The following is an 18,138-nucleotide window of genomic DNA, read 5'->3' as shown; positions in this document are numbered from 1 at the left end:
CTGGTCAGCGCGGCGGACCGGACAGCGGGTACTCGCGGGACACGGCCCACGCCCCACCGGGCAGCTGCTCGAACTCGGTGAAGGTGTCGACCCGGAACTCCGCGTGCACGTCGGCCAGGCCGGCGTAGGCCATGTCCAGCATGTCGGCGGGCACGTCGTGGGCCACGGTGACGTGCGGGTGGTACGGGAAGCTCAACGGCCGGGCCAGCGGCCCGCTCCGGACGTCGGTCGCGATCAGCTCGCAGTCGGCGATGCCCAGCGCGACCGCCACGAACACCACCTCCGAGATCGGGCGGAAGGTGCCCGTGCCCGACAGGTGCATGTCGAACGGGGGATGCTGGGCGGCCACCCGGGACAGGTGCTCGGTGATCGCCGGGCGGGTGCCGATCGGCACCTCGGTGGGCGGCAGCAGCGTCACGTGCGGGGGCACGAGGGTGGCCTGGGGGTCGCCGCACTTGCCCCGCCACTCGACCAGCAGCTGCGCCCAGGGCTCCGGGACCGACACCACGACGCCGAGGACGGCGGTGTCCGGCGACGACTCCGAGCCGGCGTCGAGCCGGTGCACGAAGGTGTCGTCGGCGCGGAGCGGCCGGTCCCTCACGTCGGTGCCCCGACGGCGGGCAGGAAGCCGACCCGCTCGTAGACCGTGGCCAGCGTGGGAGCCGCGACCTCGCGGGCCCGGGCGGCCCCGGCGGCGAGCACGCGCTCCAGCTCGGCGGGGTCGGCCAGGAGCTCGGCGGTGCGCTGCTGGATCGGGGTCAGCGCGTCGGTGACGACCTCGGCGAGCTCCTTCTTCAGGTCGCCGTAGCCGCGGCCGGCGAAGTGCTCCTCCAGCTCGGCGGTGCTCTTCCCGGACAGCGCCGAGTGGATGGCCAGCAGGTTGGTCACCCCGGGCTTGGCCACCGGGTCGGCCACCACCTCGCGACCGGTGTCGGTGACCGCGGAGCGGATCCGCTTCGCGGTCACCTTCGGGTCGTCCAACAGGTTCACGCACCCGGCCGGCGGGAGGCTCTTGCTCATCTTCTTGTCCGGCGACTGCAGGTCCAGCACCTTCGCCGCACCCGGCGGCACGTAGGCCTCCGGGAGGACGAAGGTGTCGCCGTACCGGCCGTTGAACCGGGTCGCCAGGTCTCGGGTGAGCTCGAGGTGCTGTCGCTGGTCCTCGCCCACCGGCACCCGGGCGGCCTGGTACAGCAGGATGTCGGCGGCCTGCAGCACCGGATAGGTGAACAGCCCGACCGACGTCGTCCCGGCGCCCTCGCGGCTGCTCTTGTCCTTGAACTGGGTCATCCGGCCGGCCTCGCCGAACCCGGTGAGGCACTGCAGCACCCAGGCCAGCTGGGCGTGCTCGGGGACGTGGCTCTGCACGAACAGCGTGCTGCGCGACGGGTCGACGCCCAACGCCAGCAACTGCGCTGCCGACACCAGCGTGCGCTGGCGCAGGACCGCCGGGTCGGGCTGCTCCGCCGTGATCGCGTGCAGGTCGACGACGCAGTAGAAGGCGTCGTGGTCGTCCTGGAGGGCGACCCACTGCCGCAGTGCACCCAGGAAGTTGCCGAGGTGGAAGGAGTCCGCCGTCGGCTGGATGCCGGACAGCACGCGGGGAGCAGGCACGCCCTCCATCGAACCACGCGCCCCGGGAGCGCTCGCTCAGGCTCCGGCAGCACCCGCCGGCGCGCTGGTCAGGACGTCGTCCAGCGCGCCGAGGAAGACGTCGTCCTCCTCCGGGGTGCCGACGGTCACCCGGATCCCCTCACCGGCGAACGGCCGGGTGATCACCGCGCGGGCCTCCAGCGCGGCGGCGACCTCGGCGGCCCGCTCCCCCAGCGGCAGCCACACGAAGTTGGCCTGGCTGTCGGCCACCGGCAGGCCGCGCTCCCGCAGGGCGCCGGTCAGCCGGGCGCGCTCGGCGACGACGGCGGCGCAGCGCTCGCGCACCTCGGCCTCACTGGCCAGTGCCGCGACCGCCGCGGCCTGGGCGAGCGAGGAGACGCTGAACGGCACGTGCGTGCGCCGGACCGCGTCGGCGACCGCCGGGTCCTCGGCGAGCAGGTAGCCGACCCGCAACCCGGCCAGCCCCCACGCCTTGGAGAACGTGCGCAGCACCGCGACGTTGGGCCGCCCGCGCATCAGCTCGACCCCGTCGGGGACCTCCGGGTCGGTGACGAACTCGCGGTACGCCTCGTCCAGCACGACCAGCGTCTGCGCCGGGACGGCGTCCAGGAAGCGCTCCAGCTCCGCACGCCGCACCGCCGTCCCGGTCGGGTTGTTCGGGTTGCAGACGAAGACCAGCCGGGTCGTGTCGTCGATCGCCGCGGCCAGCCCGTCCAGGTCGTGGGTGTCCGCGGCCCCGCCGGGCGTGCCCGGGACGAGCGGCACCTGCTGGGCACGGGCGCCGGCCACCTGGGCGAGCAGCGGGTACATCTCGAAGGAGCGCCAGGCGAAGGCGATGCTCGTGCCCGGGTCGTTGTAGGCCTGGGCGAGCTGCTGGCAGACGGTGACCGCACCGCAGCCGGTGGCCACCTGCGCCGGCTCGACGCCGTAGCGCTCGGCCAGGGCCCGGGTGAGGACGACGGCACCGTTGTCCGGGTACCGGTTCGTCTCCCCCGCGGTCGCGGCGATCGCCTGGACGACCGCCGGCAGCGGCGGGAAGGCCACCTCGTTGCTGGCCAGCTTCACGGCGCGGTCGACACCGATCTCCCGGGCCAGGTCGGCGGGGTTGCGGCCGGGTCGGTAGACCGGCATGGCGGCCACGGCAGGGCGGGCGCTGACCACGGGCTCCTCCTCCTCGGTCGGACCGGAGGTCGTCCGGGCCACTCACTAGGGTTGGCGGCATGCGCGTACTCGTCACCGGTGGGGCCGGCTACATCGGCAGCGTAGTCACGGCGGCCCTGCTCGAGGGCGGCCACGAGGTCACCGTGCTCGACGACCTGTCGACCGGCCACGAGGACGCCGTCCCCGCCGGCGCCCGGTTCGTCCGCGCCTCGCTGCACGACTCCGCGCCCGTGCTGGCCGACGTCCGGCCCGAGGCGGTGCTGCACTTCGCGGCCAAGAGCCTGGTCGCGCAGAGCCAGGTCGCGCCGGAGGTCTATTGGCACTCCAACGTCGGCGGCTCGCTGGCGCTGCTCGAGGCGATGCGCGCGGTCGACTGCCGGCGGATCGTGTTCTCCTCGACCGCCGCCACCTACGGCGAGCCCGACCAGGTGCCGATCCCCGAGGACGCCCCGACCCGGCCGACCAACACCTACGGGGCCAGCAAGCTCGCCGTGGACGCGATGCTGACCTCCTACGCGGTGGCCCACTCGTTCGCCGCGGTCAGCCTCCGCTACTTCAACGTCGGCGGAGCGGCGTACGGCGTCGGCGAGCGGCACGCCACCGAGACCCACCTGATCCCGATCGCGCTGCAGGTGGCTGCGGGCACCCGCGAGGCGCTCACCGTGTACGGCTCGGACTACCCGACCCCCGACGGCACCTGCATTCGCGACTACGTGCACGTCAAGGACCTCGCGGCGGCCCACCTGCTGGCGCTGCCCGCCCCGGCCCCCGGTGAGCACCGCATCTACAACCTGGGCAGCGGCACCGGCTTCTCGGTGCAGGAGATGGTCGACGCCGTCCGCAGCGTCACCGGGCACCCGCTGCCGGTCGTCGTGGGCGAGCGGCGGCCCGGGGACCCGGCCCGGCTGGTGGCCAGCTCGGCCCGGATCCAGGACGAGCTCGGCTGGGCACCGCAGCACACCGACCTGCGCGAGATCGTCGCCGACGCCTGGGCGTTCACGCAGTCACGCAGCGCCTGAGCCCCGTCGTCAGCCGGCCGTGGACTCCGCGGCGGCGTCGCTGCCGTCGTCCTGCTGCGGTGCGGCGCTGACACTGATCCGGGCGATCCGGCGACCGTCGAGCTCGAGCACCGTCAGGGTGCGCTCCTCGACCGTCACGGTGTCCCCCAGCACCGGGAGACGCCCGAGCTCGGCGAGGACGTACCCGGCGACCGTCTCGTACGGGCCCTCGGGGAGGTGCAGCCCCGTCGCGCCGGCGAAGTCGTCGAGGTTGAGCAGCCCGTCGACCTCGTGCGGCCCCTCGGCCGGCTCCTCGGAGTCGGGCGTGACGTCCTCGTCGTACTCGTCGTAGATGTCGCCGATGACCTCCTCGATGAGGTCTTCCAGGGTGACGATCCCGTCGGTGCCGCCGTACTCGTCGACCACGATCGCGAAGTGCCGGTTCTCCTTGCGCATCCCCGACAGGGCGGTCAGCACGCCGGCGGTGCCCGGCAGCTGCTTCACCTCGCGGGCGAGGTCGCCCACGGTCGCCGCCCGCCCGGCCGGGTGCGTGGGCAGGAAGAGGTCGCGCACGTGCACGAAGCCGACGACGTCGTCCTCGTTGCGGCCCACGACCGGGTAGCGCGACCAGTTGGAGTCCGCGACCTGCTTGGCCGCGCGACTGGCGGTCATGCCGGACTCCAGGAAGTGCACCTCGGTGCGCGGGGTCATCACCTCGCGCACCTCGCGGTCGCCGGCCCGGAAGACCTCGTCGATCAGCCGGCGCTCGTCGCTGGACAGCGACTCGTGCGCGGCGACCAGGTCCCGCAGCTCCTCCTGGCTGATCGACTCCCCGCTCGCCTGCGGGTCGCCGCCCAGCAGGCGGACCAGCACGTTCGTCGACTTCGACAGCAGCCAGATGATCGGCCGGAACAGCTTGGCGATGGCGTTGAGCGGGGCGGCGACCACCAGCGAGAAGCCCTCGGCCCGCTGCAGGGCCAGCCGCTTGGGGGTCAGTTCGCCGACGACCAGCGACAGGTAGCTGATCGCGATGGTGACGGCGACGAAGGACAGCGGGTCGGCCACCCTGGGCTGCACCCCCCAACCGATCAGGACGTCGCCGAGCGGCCCGGACAGGGTGCTGGCGCCGAACGCGGCGGAGAAGAAGCCGGCCAGCGTCACGCCGACCTGGACGGAGGCGAGGAACTGGTTGGGGTCGGCGAGCAGCTTGTTCAGCGCCTGCCCGCGCCGGCCGGTCTCGGCCAGGGCACGGACCTGGGACTCGCGGAGGGACACCAGCGCGATCTCGGCGCCGGAGAACGCGCCGCCGACCAGCACGAAGGCGAAGACCATGACGATGTTGAGCCAGACGTCGCTCACGGGCGGCGCGTTCCTCCAGAGATGGTCTCGACGGGACTGTCCCGCGACCGACCACGGTAGTGGCTGCGCCGGCCCGCCGATCCGCGGTGACCACCCCTGCCCCCTGCCCGGGGCCCTCCTCGCCCGAGGGGCCCGGTGACCGTCCGCATGCGTCTACCCTCGCTCGGGTGACGACCTGTGCCCGGTGAGGACGACCCCGTGCCGCGCCGCGCCGCCGCGCCGTCCCGGTTGCTGCGGATGGTCCTGCTGCTGACCGTCGTCGCCGCGGTGGTGCTCACCGTTGCGCTGTACGGCGGTTCCCTGCCCGGGCTCGGCGACACGGCGGGCTCGTCGGACGTCGACCGGGGCGCCGCACCCCCGGCTGCCGCGGCCGGCGGTGCCGCGACCACCGGCCGCGCGCCGGTCCCCTCCCCGGACACCCCGGCCGAGGTGCCGGCGACGACCACCGCCGCGGCGCCGACCGAGTCCCCTGCGCCCTCGCCGGCAGCGGCCGGGCCGACCAGCACGCCCGCGCCGTCGGTCCAGCCGGAGCCGGCGCGCGGGGCCCCTGTTCCGCCACCTGCGGCCGCCGCGGCGGTGCCGCCGCCGGCAGCGGTGCCGCCTCCCCCGGCCCGCGCCGCACTGCCGCCCCCGGTCCCCGCCGCACCGCCTCCCGCGGCCCGCGCCGCACCGGCTCCTCCGGCGCCCGCTGCACCGGCGGCGGCGCCCGGACCGGAGGGCCAGGTGCTCGCGCTGGTGAACGCCGAACGGACCTCCGCCGGCTGCGCCCCGGTCAGCGCCGACGCCGGCCTGGCTGCGGTGGCCCGGGCACACAGCGCCGACATGCGGGACCGCGGCTACTTCGACCACGTCACGCCCGAGGGCCTCGACCCCTTCGCCCGCGCCCGCGCGGCTGGTATCGGCTACGCGAGAGCAGAGAACATCGCGTCCGGCCAGCCGGACGCGGCCGCGGTGATGGCCGCCTGGATGTCCAGCCCCGGGCACCGGCAGAACATCCTGAACTGCCAGCTGCGCACGTTGGGGGTCGGCGTCGCCACCGGTTCCGGCGGCCCGTGGTGGACCCAGCTGTTCGGCGCCTGACCGTCCGCCCGCCGCGCCGAGCTCGGGCTGATGGCTGTCTCGCCGTGGTCGAGACAGCCATCAGCCCGAGGTGATCACCGCAGGGCCGCGCGCAGCCGGGCGATCATCAGCTCCGGGGAGTGCAGATCGGCCGCGGTCACGACCAGCACGCGCCAACCGGCGGCCGCGAGTGCACTGAGCCGCTGCCGGTCCCGCACGAACTGACCGGGTCCGTCGTGCCACACCCCGTCGTACTCCAGCGCCACCCGGCGCTCGGGCCAGCCGAAGTCGACGCGGGCCAGGAAGCGCCCATCGGCGCGCACCTCGAACTGCGCCACCGGCGCGGGCAGCCCGTGCGCAGCGAGCAGCAGCCGCACCCTGGTCTCCTGGGGCGACTCCGCCCGCCCGTCCGCCGCCGCTGCTGCCCGGCGGGCCCGTGCCGACCCGCGGCAGGTGGGCAGCGCGCTCACCGCCGCGCGGACCTCGTCGAGGCCCACGACCCGCGCGTGCACGAGCTGGTCGAGCAGGACGACCGCCTCCTCCTCCGGCGCGAACCGGGCCAGGTCGACCGCCGTCCGCAGGCCGGTCGTCCAGCGGAGGAAGGCCCCGCGGGTCAGCACGGCACCGTCGAGGTGCGCCGCCCGGACGACGATCCCCGGCTCCGGGTCCCAGCGGGTGCCCCGTGCGACCACCACCTCGACCGGGTCGCCCGCGCCCGCCACGTCGCGCACCCCGAGGAGGTCCGCGGCGCTCCGCCCACCCAGGACGGCGCCCCGGGGCATCCGCAGCGCCGCGCCACGGGCGTGCAGCCGGTGGGTGTCGGGCAGCGTCGCGTCGGCGTACACGTCCTGGCGCAGCCGGCGCCATGCCGAGCTCCGCAGCTGCGCCCGGGTCAGCAGGCCGACCTCGATCGCCCAGGTGCCGCGGAAGACCCGCCCGTGGAGCACCGCAGGGCGGTACGGGGGAAGCGGCACCGGGGCAGCCTGCCGCGACCAGCCTGCCCGGCGTGGGCGTCGTCCACAGGGAGGTGATCACCTCGGGCCGGTGGCTGCCTCGTTCGGACCGAGGCAGCCACCAGCCCGACCTCGGCACCGCACCACGACGCAGAACGGCCCCCGCGACCAGAGGTCGCGGGGGCCGTTCTGAGCTACGACAGCTGTCGTCAGGCCATGGCCTTCTGCAGGTTGCTGTCGATGGCCGCCAGGAAGTCCTGGGTGGTCAGCCACGGGGCGTCCTTGGAGATCAGCAGCGCCAGGTCCTTGGTCATCTGGCCGCTCTCGACGGTCTCGACGCAGACCCGCTCGAGGGTCTCGGCGAACCGGGTCACCTCGGGGGTGCCGTCGAGCACACCGCGGTGGGCCAGGCCCCGGGTCCAGGCGAAGATCGACGCGATCGGGTTCGTCGAGGTCTCCTTGCCCTGCTGGTGCTGGCGGTAGTGCCGGGTGACCGTGCCGTGCGCGGCCTCGGCCTCGACGGTCTTGCCGTCCGGGGTGGCCAGCACCGACGTCATCAGGCCGAGCGAGCCGAAGCCCTGGGCCACGGTGTCGGACTGCACGTCACCGTCGTAGTTCTTGCAGGCCCAGACGTAGCCGCCCTCCCACTTGAGGGAGGCGGCGACCATGTCGTCGATGAGCCGGTGCTCGTAGGTGATCCCGGCCGCGTCGAACTGCTCCTTGAACTCGGCCTGGAAGACCTCCTCGAAGATGTCCTTGAACCGGCCGTCGTAGGCCTTCAGGATCGTGTTCTTCGTGGAGAGGTAGACCGGGTAGCCGCGGTTGAGCCCGTAGTTCAGCGAGGCCCGGGCGAAGTCGCGGATCGACTCGTCGAGGTTGTACATCGACAGCGATACGCCGGCGCCGGGGGCCTGGAAGACCTCGCGCTCGATCGGCTCGCCGCCGTCCTCGGGGGTGAAGACGACCTTCAGCGTGCCCGCGGAGGGGAACGTGAAGTCGGTGGCCCGGTACTGGTCGCCGAAGGCGTGGCGGCCGATGATGATCGGCTTCGTCCAGCCCGGCACCAGCCGCGGCACGTTCTCCATGATGATCGGCTCGCGGAAGATCACGCCGCCGAGGATGTTGCGGATCGTCCCGTTCGGGGAGCGCCACATCTTCTTCAGGCCGAACTCCTCGACCCGCGCCTCGTCCGGGGTGATGGTGGCGCACTTGACGCCCACGCCGTGCTGCTTGATGGCGTTCGCCGCGTCGACCGTGACCTGGTCGTCGGTCGCGTCGCGGTTCTCCATCCCGAGGTCGTAGTACTCCAGGTCGACGTCCAGGTACGGGAGGATCAGCTGGTCCTTGATGAACTGCCAGATGATCCGGGTCATCTCGTCGCCGTCGAGCTCGACGACCTTGCCCTCGACCTTGATCTTGCTCACGTCGTTCTCCTTTGTGCGCTCATGGCCCCGCTGCAGGGCCCCGCCGCGCGCGTGCGAGCGGTGGAGGGCAGCGGGGTCCTTCCTCAGAGGTCGGCTACGTCGGCCTGCTTGGCGCGTACCGCCTCGGCGGCCTCGCGCAGGCCGGCCAGCTCACTGTCGGAGAGGTCGCCTTCGACGACCTTCCGGACACCTTCCCGGCCGATCTCGGCCTCGACCCCCAGGTAGACCCCCGAGATCCCGTACTCGCCGTCGACCCAGGCACACACCGGCAGCACGGCGCCGCTGTCCTCGATCACGGCGCGGGCCATCCGGGCGGCCGCGGCCGACGGCGCGTAGTAGGCGGAGCCGGTCTTCAGCAACGCCACGACCTCGGCCCCGCCGTTGCGGGTGCGGTCGACCAGGTGGGCGATCCGGTCGGCGGCCAGCACGTCGGACAGCGGCTTGCCGTCGACGGTGCAGCGGGAGGGCACCGGGACCATCGTGTCGCCGTGCGAACCGAGCGTCAGCGTGCGCACCGAGCCGACCGGGACGCCGAGCTCCTCGGCGACGTTGTTGCTGAACCGCGCGGTGTCCAGCATCCCGGCCTGGCCCATGACGCGGGCCTTCGGGAAGCCGGTGGCCAGCTGCGCCAGCGCGGTCATCTCGTCCAGCGGGTTGGACACGACGATGACCACGGCGTCCGGAGAGGTCTGCGCGACGTTCTCGGCGACCTGGCGGACGATGCCGGCGTTGGTCTCGATGAGGTCCATCCGGCTCATGCCGGGCTTGCGCGGCAGCCCGGCGGTGATGACCACGACGTCGGAGCCCTCGGTGCCCGCGTAGGAGCCGCCGCCGACCCCCACGACCTGGGTCTCGAAGCCCTCGATCGGGCGCGACTGGTTGATGTCCAGCGCCAGCCCCTCGGGCTTGCCCTCCACGATGTCGGTGAGCACGACCGTCTCGAACACGTCGTACTCCGCCAGCCGCAACGCGGTCGTCGAGCCGTAGAAGCCGGCACCTACCACGGTCACCTTGCTGTTCCGGGCCCGATCTGCCATGCCCGCCAACCTAGCCCGGCACGGCGTCGTCCGGCCATGCGGGGGCCGCTCCGGGCTGGTCAGGACGGCGGGATGTTCAGTGCCATGAGCACCAGCGCGACGCCGGCGCACCCCGTCAGGGCGACGTCGACGCGCTGGCTGCGGACGGCGAGGAAGCCGATGCGACGCAACGGGAGCAGCAACCGCAGCGCGGCTGCGGCGACCAGGGCGAGCCCCATCACGACCAGCCCCTGACGCCACCGGTCACCGGCGACGAGCAGCAGGCCCACCCCGGCGATGACGATGACGGCCAGCAGCGGCCACTGTCGTAGGAAGCCGGCCAGCAGCGGTCGGCGCAGGTAGAGCGGCGACCGGTCGGGCGCCGTCCCGCCGGCGCGCCGGCTCATGCCGTCAGCACCTCGAGCCCGGCCGCCTGCTCGGCGGCGAGGACGACGTTGGCCAGCAGCATCGCCCGGGTCATCGGGCCGACGCCACCGGGGTTGGGGGCCACGAAGCCGGCCACCTCCCGCACGTCCGCGGCGACGTCGCCGGCGATCTTGCCCTCGACCCGGCTGACCCCCACGTCCAGCACGACCGCCCCCGGCTTGACCATGTCGGCGGTGATCAGCCCCGGCACGCCGGCCGCCGCGACGACGACGTCGGCCGCGCGGGTGTGCGCGGCCAGGTCCCGGGTGCCGGTGTGGCAGAGGGTCACGGTCGCGTTCTCGGTGCGCCGGGTGAGCAGCAGGCCCAGTGGCCGGCCGACGGTGATGCCGCGGCCCACCACGACCACCTCTGCACTGGCCAGCGGCACGTCGAAGCGGCGGAGCAGCTCGACGATCCCGACCGGCGTGCAGGGCAGCGCCCCGGGGACGTTGAGCACGAGCCGGCCGAGGTTGACCGGGTGGAGGCCGTCGGCGTCCTTGGCCGGGTCGATCCGCTCGAGCACGACGCTCTCGTCGATGCCGCGCGGCAGGGGCAGCTGCACGATGTAGCCGGTGCAGGCCGGGTCGGCGTTGAGCTCGTCGACGACGGCGAGCACCTCGGCGAGGTCGGCGGTGGCCGGCAGCTCCCGCTGGATGCTGGCGATGCCGACCTGGGCGCAGTCGGAGTGCTTGGCGCCGACGTACCAGCGGCTGCCCGGGTCGTCGCCGACCAGCAGGGTGCCCAGGCCCGGCCGCCGCCCGGCCGCGGCCAGGGCGGACACCCGCTCGGTCAGCTCCGCCCGGATCGTCGCCGCGGTCGCCTTGCCGTCGAGAGTCGTCGCTGCCACGTGGTGCAGTCTGCCCGACGGCACCCGCCGTCGGGGCCGCCGGCCGACCGAGGTGACGCCACCGCCCGACCGGACGTCTCAGTCGGCCACCAGGGCGCCGTGGGCGCGGGTGAACAGCACCGCCTGCACCAGGTCCAGCCGGACCCCGGTGGGATCGAACCCCTGCCAGTTGACGCCGTCGGTCTCGGCTCCGCGCAGGTCCGCCCCGCGCAGCAGGGTGGACTGCAGCCGCGCCCGCCGGAGGTCGGCCCGGGTCAGGTCGGCGTCGGTCAGGTCGGCGTCGGTCAGGTCGGCCTCGGTCAGCTTCTGGCCGGCCAGGTCGACGCCGGACAGGTCGACCCCCCGCAGGGACACGTAGGACCAGTCGGACTCCTCCGAGGTCATCGGCCGCAGCGTGGCTCCGGGGAACTGCGAACCGGTCAGCTTGCAGCCGGTCCAGATGACGTTGGAGAGCTTCGCCCGGTCGAACCGGCAGGAGAGGAACGCCGTCCCCTCGTGCCGGGAGCCCGACAGTGCGGCGCCGGTGAGGACGCAGCGCTCGAACACGCACCGACTGGTGACCAGCTCCGCCATCGAGGCGTCGTCGAACCGGCAGTCGATGAACGTGACCCGCTCCAGCCGGGCCCAGTCCCAGTCCACGCCCGCGAGGTCCTCGTCCTCCCAGACCGTGTCCGGCTCCGGCGGTGGCGGGTCCTCCATCAATGCGCGAAGTGGCGGGTGCCGGTGAGGTAGAGCGTCACCCCGGCGGCCTGCGCGGCGGCGACGACCTCCTCGTCCCGCACCGACCCGCCCGGCTGCACCACGGCCCGCACCCCGGCGTCCAGCAGGACCTGCAGCCCGTCGGCGAAGGGGAAGAACGCGTCGGAGGCGGCGACCGAGCCGGTGGCCCGCTCCCCTGCCCGGGCCACCGCGAGCCGGGCGGAGTCGACCCGGTTGACCTGCCCCATGCCGACCCCGACGGTGGCCTTGTCGGCGGCGAGCAGGATGGCGTTGCTCTTCACCGCACGCACCGACCGCCAGGCGAACACCAGGTCGTCCAGCCCGGCGGCGTCCAGCGGTGCACCGGCGGCCAGCGTCCAGCTGGTCGGGTCGTCGCCCGGGGCGTCGATCCGGTCGGCGGTCTGCAGCAGCAGCCCGCCGCTGATGGCGCGCAGCTCCACCGACAGCCGGGGGGCCTCCGGCATGCGCAGCAGCCGGATGTTCTTCTTCGCGGTCAGCACGCCGAGGGCGTCCTCGGTGAACGACGGGGCGACGACGACCTCGGTGAAGACCTCGGAGATCTGCTCGGCCAGGGTCAGGTCGACCTCACGGTTGGCCGCGATCACGCCACCGAAGGCGGAGACCGGGTCGCAGGCGTGTGCCTTGCGGTGGGCGGCGGCGATGTCGGCCCCGACGGCGATCCCGCAGGGGTTGGCGTGCTTGATGATCGCCACGCACGGGTCGGCGTGGTCGTGCGCGGCCCGCCAGGCGGCGTCGGTGTCGACGTAGTTGTTGTAGGACATCTGCTTGCCGTGCAGCTGCTCGGCGTCGGCCAGCCCCGACTGCCCGCTGCGGTACAGCGCTGCGCCCTGGTGCGGGTTCTCGCCGTAGCGGAGGACCTCGGTGCGCTCCCAGCTCCCGCCGACCCACTCGGGGAAGCCGCTCGCGTCGTCCGGGGCGAGCACGTTGCCCATCCACGAGGCGACGGCGACGTCGTAGGCGGCGGTGTGCCGGAACGCCTCGGCCGCCAGCTCCCGGCGCTGCGCCAGGGTGAACCCGCCGGCCGCGACCGCCTCGACCACCTCGTCGTAGCGGCCCGGGTCGACGACGACGGCGACCGAGGGGTGGTTCTTCGCCGAGGCGCGCACCATCGCCGGGCCGCCGATGTCGATCTGCTCGATGCACTCGTCGGGCGATGCGCCGGAGGCCACCGTGTCGCTGAACGGGTAGAGGTTCACCACGACCAGGTCGAACGCGGCGATGCCCAGCTCGTCGAGCTGGGCGACGTGCTCCGGCCGGCGGCGGTCGGCGAGGATCCCGGCGTGCACCGCCGGGTGCAGCGTCTTCACCCGCCCGTCCAGGCACTCGGGGAAGCCGGTGACCTGCTCGACCGGGGTGACCGGCAGGCCGGCGGCGGCGATCCGGGCAGCGGTGGCGCCGGTGCTGACCAGCTCCACCCCGGCGTCGACCAGCCCACGGGCCAGCTCCTCGACGCCGTTCTTGTCGTAGACCCCGAGCAGGGCGCGGCGGACGGGGGTGCGGTCGCTCATCGGGTGCTCTCCTGTGTCGGTGCGTCGGTGGGGGGCAGTCCGGCGGCCTGGACCACGAGGCCGGCCAGGGTCTGCACCAGGAGCTCCCGCTCCACGTCCTTGATCCGTTCGTGCAGGCGCTCCTCGTCGTCCCCGGGCAGCACCGGCACCGGGCGCTGGGCCAGCACCGGGCCGGTGTCGACACCCGAGTCGACGAGGTGGACGGTCGCGCCGGTGGTGGTGACGCCGGCGGCCAGGGCGTCCCGGACGGCGTGGGCGCCGGGGAAGGCCGGCAGCAGCGCCGGGTGGGTGTTGACCACCCGGCCACCGAACGCGCCCAGGACGGCGGGGCCCAGCAGCTTCATGAAGCCGGCGCAAACAATCCAGTCCGGCCGGTGGCGGGCCAGCTCCGCGGCCAGCGCAGCGTCCCAGCCGGCCCGGTCGGGGGCGTCGCGCAGGGCGGTGACGAAGGTGGGGACGCCGGCGTTGCGCCCGTGCGCCAGCCCGGGGGCGCCAGCGCGGTCGGAGCCGACGGCGACGACCTCGGCGGGGTACCCGGGCGTGGCGGTGGCGGCCAGCAGCGCGGCGCACAGCGTGCCGGCGCCGGACAGCAGGACCACGACGCGGGCCCGATCGGGGCCAGACCGCGGGACGGCGGTCGCGTCGGCGGACACGCTTGCCAACCCTAGCCGTCACCTCGGACGAGTCCGACCGCGGCCGGGGTCAGCCCCGCGAGCGCCAGCGGCTGACGGCGGCGGCCACGGCGGCGGCGAGAGCTGCCTGGGCGGCGATCGCCAGCCCCGTGGCGAGCGCCGGCGCACCCACCTCGGCCAGCGCCGCGTCACCGAGCCGGCCGCCGGCGACCAGCACCCACAGCCCGGCGCAGACCCCGACACCCAGCCCGGCGACGACGCCCCACAGCGCAGCGATCACCGTGCCGCCGTCGTCGTCCCCGAGTCGACGACCGACCACCGCACCCGTGACCAGGCCGGCCACCGCGGGCAGGGCCTGGGAGAGGAAGGCCAGCAGCGGCACCGCCTGCGTGTCGGGCAGCGCGGCGAGCAGCGGCAGTGCCGGCACGCTGCCCAGCGTCACCCCGCTGGTGGACACGAACGTCCCGGCGCCCACCAGGAAGCCGGGGCCGGCGGCGAGGCCCATCACCGCGGCCACGGCGTTGGGCAGCAGCAGCAGGCTCAGCCCCACCTGCCCGGCGGCTCCGGCACCGGCGCCGCCGAGGCCGGTGATGACCCGGCCGAGCCCGGCCACGTCGTGGACGAGGGCCACCGCGACCACCGCGGTGCAGCAGGCGGCCAGCGCCAGGGTCCCGGCGGCCACCGCGCGCAGGACCACCCGGCCGGGACCGGGGAACCGGTCGACCAGCTCCACACCCAGGCCCGAGTCGCGCAGCACCCCCAGCCCGCCGGCGACGAGTGCGACGACGCCGGCTCCCAGCACCGCACGCGGCAGGGCGACCGAGGCACCCGGGGCCTCGACGACCAGCGCCAGGCCGGCGGTGAGGGCGACGTGGACGGCGACGACGACCGCCAGCACCACCGCCGCACCCCCTGCGGTGCGCGACCGCCGGAGAGCCGCCACCGACCCCGCTGCCCGGCTGATCCCCCAGGCGATCCCCGCGGTCACCGCCAGCGGCGCGAGTCGCAACGGGCCCGACGACAGCTGGAGCTCCGCGCCCTGCGCGAGCAGCCACAGCTGACCGGCCACCCGCGCGGAGGCCGTCAGCGGCAGCCCACCGTCGGGGTCCAGGGTCTGGACGACGACGACGGCGAGGGTCAGACCGGCCAGTCCCAGGACCGACACGGCCAGTGCTGCGGCCACGGCCAGGACGCCGGTCAACCGGGCGCGACGCTCCCCCGGCCCGACGGAGGGCAGGCGCGTCCGCACGGAGGTCACCCCTCCACTGTCGCAAGGCACACCGGGCCTGGCCCGGCGCACGCGCCGGGGCGACTCAAGTCACGGTCCCGGCCGTGGCACGGGGTCAGCGGTCGGGTGCAGGCCGTGGCCGGTCGGGACCGACCGGCGGCTGCCAGGGCTCGGCAGGCTGCCCGTACTGCGGCTGTCCGTGGTACGGCTGCCCGTACGGGGGCTGTCCCCAGCCCGCCGGCTGTCCGTAGTGCGGTCGGCCGTACTGCGGCGGCCCGCCCAGCGGCCCCCCGTGCTGCAGCGGCTGGCTCCCACCGGGCCGGCTCCCGGCGGGCGCCCCGGCCGGGCCGGCCTGCTGGCCGGACCACGCGCGGAGCCCGGGCAGCAGGGACGATGCGGCCAGCACGGTCACGGCGGCGGCGACGAGGACTCCCAGCAGAGCGGGGAACTGGAAGCCGTAGTCGAGGCTCCGCAGCCACGCGATGAGCGTGCACAGCAGCGCGAACGCGGCCAGGACGACGGCCGGTGCGGCGCGCAGGAGACCGGCCCGGTCCGGGCGGACGGCCGGGAGCACCGCCCACGCTCCCGCGCCGAGCAGCAACAGCGCGCTCAGCACGACCAGCGCGGAGAACTCGTACCCGCTGGCCGTGATCCGGCCGGCGAAGTCGAGGGTGACCGAGGCCCACGGGAGCAGACCGACGAGCAGGTAGAGGACGGCTCCCCCGGCCACCAGGAGGTCCACCGTCGTCAGCCGGCTCCGGTCGAACCCGCGGACGCCCGCCGGCGGGGGCGGTGGCGCCCAGGCCGGCTCGGGACCACTCGACGTCATCGTGCGCTCCTCGTGCGTGGACGTTCGGGTACGGGCGGGCACCCGCGAGTCTCCGCCGTCCCGGCGCCGACGGGCACCCCCGGGCACGCCACTGCCCGGCACCCTCCGCAGAGAGGCCGGGCAGCAGCGGTGCAGTTCGGCTCCGCCCCGGGGAGGACGGGGTCCTCCGTCAGCCGCCGACGATCTCCCGCATGAGGCGGGCGGCCTCCGACGGGGTCTTGCCGACCTTCACGCCGGCGGCCTCGAGGGCCTCCTGCTTGGCAGCGGCCGTGCCGGCCGAGCCGGAGACGATGGCGCCGGCGTGGCCCATCGTCTTGCCCTCGGGGGCGGTGAAGCCGGCGACGTAGCCGACGACCGGCTTGGTCACGTTGGCCTTGATGAAGTCCGCGGCGCGCTCCTCGGCGTCGCCGCCGATCTCGCCGATCATCACGATCGCCTCGGTCTCCGGGTCCTCCTGGAACGCCTGGAGGCAGTCGATGTGGGTCGTCCCGATGACCGGGTCACCGCCGATGCCGACGGCGGTGGAGAAGCCGATGTCCCGGAGCTCGTACATCATCTGGTAGGTCAGCGTGCCGGACTTGCTGACCAGCCCGATCTTGCCGGCCTGGGTGATGTTCGCCGGGATGATGCCGGCGTTGGACCGCCCGGGGCTGATCAGGCCGGGGCAGTTCGGGCCGATGATCCGGGTCGAGCCGCCCTGGGCGTGCGCCCAGAAGTAGGTCGAGTCGTGCACCGGGATGCCCTCGGTGATGACCACGGCCATCCCGATCTGGGCGTCGACGGCCTCGAGGACGGCGTCCTTGGCGAACTTCGGCGGCACGAAGACGACGGTGACGTCGGCCCCGGTCTCCTTCATCGCGTCGGCGACGGAGCCGAAGACGGGGACGGTCGTGCCGTCGAAGTCGACGGACTGGCCAGCCTTGCTGGGGTTCACGCCACCGACGACGGCGGTGCCGGAGGCGAGCATCCGCGCAGTGTGCTTGCGGCCCTCGGATCCGGTGATGCCCTGGACGATGACCTTGCTGTTCTCGGTGAGAAAGATCGACATCTGTCTGGTGTCCTGTTCGAAGCGGGGCGGTCAGGAAGCGGCGAGCTCGGCGGCGCGGCGGGCGGCGCCGTCCATGGTGTCGACCACGGTCACCAGGGGGTGGGCGGCCTCGGCGAGGATCCGCCGGCCCTCCTCCACGTTGTTGCCGTCCAGCCGCACGACCAGCGGCTTGGTGGCCTCGTCGCCGAGCAGGCCCAGCGCCGAGACGATGCCGTCGGCGACGGCGTCGCAGGCGGTGATCCCGCCGAAGACGTTGACGAAGACGCTCTTCACGGCCGGGTCGGACAGGATGACGCCCAGCCCGTCGGCCATCACCTGGGCGGAGGCGCCACCGCCGATGTCCAGGAAGTTGGCCGGGCGGACGCCGCCGAACTCCTCGCCGGCGTAGGCGACGACGTCCAGCGTGCTCATGACCAGGCCGGCGCCGTTGCCGATGATGCCGACCTGGCCGTCCAGCTTGACGTAGTTGAGGCCCTTCTCCTTGGCCGCGGCCTCCAGCGGGTCGGCGGCGGCGGAGTCCTCGAGGGCGTCGTGCTCGCCGTGCCGGAAGGAGGCGTTCTCGTCCAGGGTGACCTTGGCGTCCAGGGCGAGCACGGTGCCGTCGGGCGCCTTGGCCAGCGGGTTGATCTCGACCAGGGTGGCGTCCTCCTTGCTGAAGACGTCCCACAGCTGGACGGCGATGGCGATCACCTGGTCGCGGACCTCGGCCGGGAAGCCGGCGGCGTCGACGATCTCGGCGGCCTTCTGGGCGTCGACACCGATCGAGGCGTCGACGGGGACCCGGGCCAGCGCCTCCGGGCGCTCGACGGCGAGCGTCTCGATCTCCACGCCGCCCTCGACCGAGGCCATGGCGAGGAAGGTGCGGTTGGAGCGGTCGAGCAGGTAGGAGAAGTAGTACTCCTCGGCGATGTCGCTGGCCTGGGCGACCATCACCCGGTGGGTGATGTGCCCCTTGATGTCCAGCCCGAGGATGTCCTGGGCCCGCGCCTTGGCGGCCTCAGGGTCGTCGGCCAGCTTCACGCCGCCGGCCTTCCCGCGGCCGCCGACCTTCACCTGCGCCTTCACGACGACCGGGGCGGAGATCTCGCGGGCGATCGCCTCCGCCTCCTCGGGCGTCTCGGCTACGCCGCCGGGGAGCACGGGCACGCCGTGCGAGGCCAACAGGTCACGGGCCTGGTACTCGAAGAGATCCACGAGCAAGGACCGTAGCCCGCCACCGGGGCGCCCGCGTCAGGTGCCCTCCGACCGAGGGGGACGTCTCACCCGTCTCTTCCGCTGAGCGGGTGCCGGACGAG

At 74.2% G+C, this 18,138-nt stretch carries 18 protein-coding genes; 2 read left to right on the top strand and 16 right to left on the bottom strand.

Annotated elements, in window-relative coordinates; all coding sequences use genetic code 11:
- Window positions 1–4: 4 nt before the first annotated feature.
- Genes O2W15_RS12570 through hisC form a run of 3 tightly spaced genes read right to left on the bottom strand, consistent with a single transcriptional unit; the run spans window position 5 to window position 2,775 of the window.
- The gene (locus O2W15_RS12570; protein ID WP_269179653.1) at window positions 5–601 is read right to left on the bottom strand and encodes a 2'-5' RNA ligase family protein; all 597 of its coding nucleotides are present in this window, start codon (window positions 599–601) and stop codon (window positions 5–7) included.
- Window positions 598–1,623: a tryptophan--tRNA ligase gene (gene trpS, locus O2W15_RS12565; protein WP_442928851.1), complete on the bottom strand. Its 1,026-nt coding sequence runs from the start codon at window positions 1,621–1,623 to the stop codon at window positions 598–600. The genes O2W15_RS12570 and trpS overlap by 4 nt, the downstream gene beginning before the upstream one ends.
- 27 nt (window positions 1,624–1,650) lie before the next feature.
- The gene (gene hisC / locus O2W15_RS12560) at window positions 1,651–2,775 is read right to left on the bottom strand and encodes a histidinol-phosphate transaminase (protein ID WP_269163000.1); all 1,125 of its coding nucleotides are present in this window, start codon (window positions 2,773–2,775) and stop codon (window positions 1,651–1,653) included.
- A 59-nt stretch (window positions 2,776–2,834) separates the two neighbouring features.
- On the opposite strand from hisC, the gene galE reads away from it, so the two are divergent.
- Complete coding sequence (gene galE / locus O2W15_RS12555; RefSeq protein WP_269179652.1) at window positions 2,835–3,794, top strand: UDP-glucose 4-epimerase GalE; 960 nt, start codon at window positions 2,835–2,837, stop codon at window positions 3,792–3,794.
- Window positions 3,795–3,803: 9 nt separating this feature from the next.
- On the opposite strand, the gene O2W15_RS12550 is transcribed toward galE, so the two are convergent.
- Window positions 3,804–5,132, bottom strand: coding sequence for a hemolysin family protein (locus O2W15_RS12550; protein ID WP_269179651.1), 1,329 nt, complete (start codon window positions 5,130–5,132; stop codon window positions 3,804–3,806).
- Window positions 5,133–5,330: 198 nt separating this feature from the next.
- On the opposite strand from O2W15_RS12550, the gene O2W15_RS12545 reads away from it, so the two are divergent.
- Window positions 5,331–6,212: a CAP domain-containing protein gene (locus O2W15_RS12545; RefSeq protein ID WP_269179650.1), complete on the top strand. Its 882-nt coding sequence runs from the start codon at window positions 5,331–5,333 to the stop codon at window positions 6,210–6,212.
- A 74-nt stretch (window positions 6,213–6,286) separates the two neighbouring features.
- On the opposite strand, the gene O2W15_RS12540 is transcribed toward O2W15_RS12545, so the two are convergent.
- From O2W15_RS12540 to sucC, 12 genes are all read right to left on the bottom strand, one after another.
- A complete protein-coding gene (locus O2W15_RS12540) occupies window positions 6,287–7,165 on the bottom strand; it encodes an endonuclease domain-containing protein (RefSeq protein ID WP_269179649.1) in 879 nt (292 codons plus the stop codon).
- A 188-nt stretch (window positions 7,166–7,353) separates the two neighbouring features.
- The gene (locus O2W15_RS12535) at window positions 7,354–8,568 is read right to left on the bottom strand and encodes an NADP-dependent isocitrate dehydrogenase (protein WP_269162995.1); all 1,215 of its coding nucleotides are present in this window, start codon (window positions 8,566–8,568) and stop codon (window positions 7,354–7,356) included.
- An 83-nt stretch (window positions 8,569–8,651) separates the two neighbouring features.
- Window positions 8,652–9,605: a malate dehydrogenase gene (gene mdh / locus O2W15_RS12530; protein WP_269162994.1), complete on the bottom strand. Its 954-nt coding sequence runs from the start codon at window positions 9,603–9,605 to the stop codon at window positions 8,652–8,654.
- A gap of 59 nt (window positions 9,606–9,664) precedes the next feature.
- Window positions 9,665–9,991, bottom strand: a complete 327-nt coding sequence (locus O2W15_RS12525; protein ID WP_269179648.1) for a DUF3017 domain-containing protein — start codon at window positions 9,989–9,991, stop codon at window positions 9,665–9,667.
- Entirely contained in the window at window positions 9,988–10,857 is an 870-nt protein-coding gene (locus tag O2W15_RS12520; RefSeq protein ID WP_269179647.1) for a bifunctional methylenetetrahydrofolate dehydrogenase/methenyltetrahydrofolate cyclohydrolase, read from the bottom strand. The genes O2W15_RS12525 and O2W15_RS12520 overlap by 4 nt, the downstream gene beginning before the upstream one ends.
- A 78-nt stretch (window positions 10,858–10,935) precedes the next feature.
- Window positions 10,936–11,556 carry a pentapeptide repeat-containing protein gene (locus O2W15_RS12515; RefSeq protein WP_269179646.1) on the bottom strand — a complete coding sequence of 207 codons (621 nt, stop codon included), beginning with the start codon at window positions 11,554–11,556 and terminating at the stop codon, window positions 10,936–10,938.
- Window positions 11,556–13,106, bottom strand: a complete 1,551-nt coding sequence (purH, locus tag O2W15_RS12510) for a bifunctional phosphoribosylaminoimidazolecarboxamide formyltransferase/IMP cyclohydrolase (protein WP_269162990.1) — start codon at window positions 13,104–13,106, stop codon at window positions 11,556–11,558. The genes O2W15_RS12515 and purH overlap by 1 nt, the downstream gene beginning before the upstream one ends.
- A complete protein-coding gene (gene purN, locus O2W15_RS12505; protein WP_269179645.1) occupies window positions 13,103–13,759 on the bottom strand; it encodes a phosphoribosylglycinamide formyltransferase in 657 nt (218 codons plus the stop codon). Before purN ends, purH begins: the two co-directional genes overlap by 4 nt.
- Before the next feature lie 49 nt (window positions 13,760–13,808).
- Window positions 13,809–14,996, bottom strand: coding sequence for a cell division protein PerM (locus tag O2W15_RS12500; protein WP_269179644.1), 1,188 nt, complete (start codon window positions 14,994–14,996; stop codon window positions 13,809–13,811).
- A gap of 85 nt (window positions 14,997–15,081) precedes the next feature.
- On the bottom strand, window positions 15,082–15,795 hold the full coding sequence (locus O2W15_RS12495; RefSeq protein ID WP_269179643.1) for a hypothetical protein: 714 nt from the start codon (window positions 15,793–15,795) through the stop codon (window positions 15,082–15,084).
- A gap of 169 nt (window positions 15,796–15,964) precedes the next feature.
- Entirely contained in the window at window positions 15,965–16,843 is an 879-nt protein-coding gene (sucD, locus tag O2W15_RS12490; protein WP_269179642.1) for a succinate--CoA ligase subunit alpha, read from the bottom strand.
- A 30-nt stretch (window positions 16,844–16,873) separates the two neighbouring features.
- Entirely contained in the window at window positions 16,874–18,037 is a 1,164-nt protein-coding gene (sucC, locus tag O2W15_RS12485; protein WP_164699872.1) for an ADP-forming succinate--CoA ligase subunit beta, read from the bottom strand.
- Window positions 18,038–18,138: the final 101 nt, after the last annotated feature.

Origin of the sequence: Modestobacter sp. VKM Ac-2979 (assembly GCF_026967995.1) — a bacterium.
In the GTDB taxonomy this organism is placed as follows: domain Bacteria; phylum Actinomycetota; class Actinomycetes; order Mycobacteriales; family Geodermatophilaceae; genus Modestobacter.
Note: the sequence above shows the minus strand (reverse complement) of the source record. Positions and strands in the feature narration are given on the sequence as shown.

Excerpts from the sequence above, each read along its gene's own strand:
- galE (WP_269179652.1), top strand. The coding sequence starts at position 2,835 with ATGCGCGTACTCGTCACCGGTGGGGCCGGCTACATCGGCAGCGTAGTC.
- O2W15_RS12495 (WP_269179643.1), bottom strand. The coding sequence starts at position 15,795 with ATGACGTCGAGTGGTCCCGAGCCGGCCTGGGCGCCACCGCCCCCGCCG.
- trpS (WP_442928851.1), bottom strand. The coding sequence starts at position 1,623 with ATGGAGGGCGTGCCTGCTCCCCGCGTGCTGTCCGGCATCCAGCCGACG.
- O2W15_RS12525 (WP_269179648.1), bottom strand. The coding sequence starts at position 9,991 with ATGAGCCGGCGCGCCGGCGGGACGGCGCCCGACCGGTCGCCGCTCTAC.
- sucD (WP_269179642.1), bottom strand. The coding sequence starts at position 16,843 with ATGTCGATCTTTCTCACCGAGAACAGCAAGGTCATCGTCCAGGGCATC.
- O2W15_RS12515 (WP_269179646.1), bottom strand. The coding sequence starts at position 11,556 with ATGGAGGACCCGCCACCGCCGGAGCCGGACACGGTCTGGGAGGACGAG.
- purH (WP_269162990.1), bottom strand. The coding sequence starts at position 13,106 with ATGAGCGACCGCACCCCCGTCCGCCGCGCCCTGCTCGGGGTCTACGAC.
- mdh (WP_269162994.1), bottom strand. The coding sequence starts at position 9,605 with ATGGCAGATCGGGCCCGGAACAGCAAGGTGACCGTGGTAGGTGCCGGC.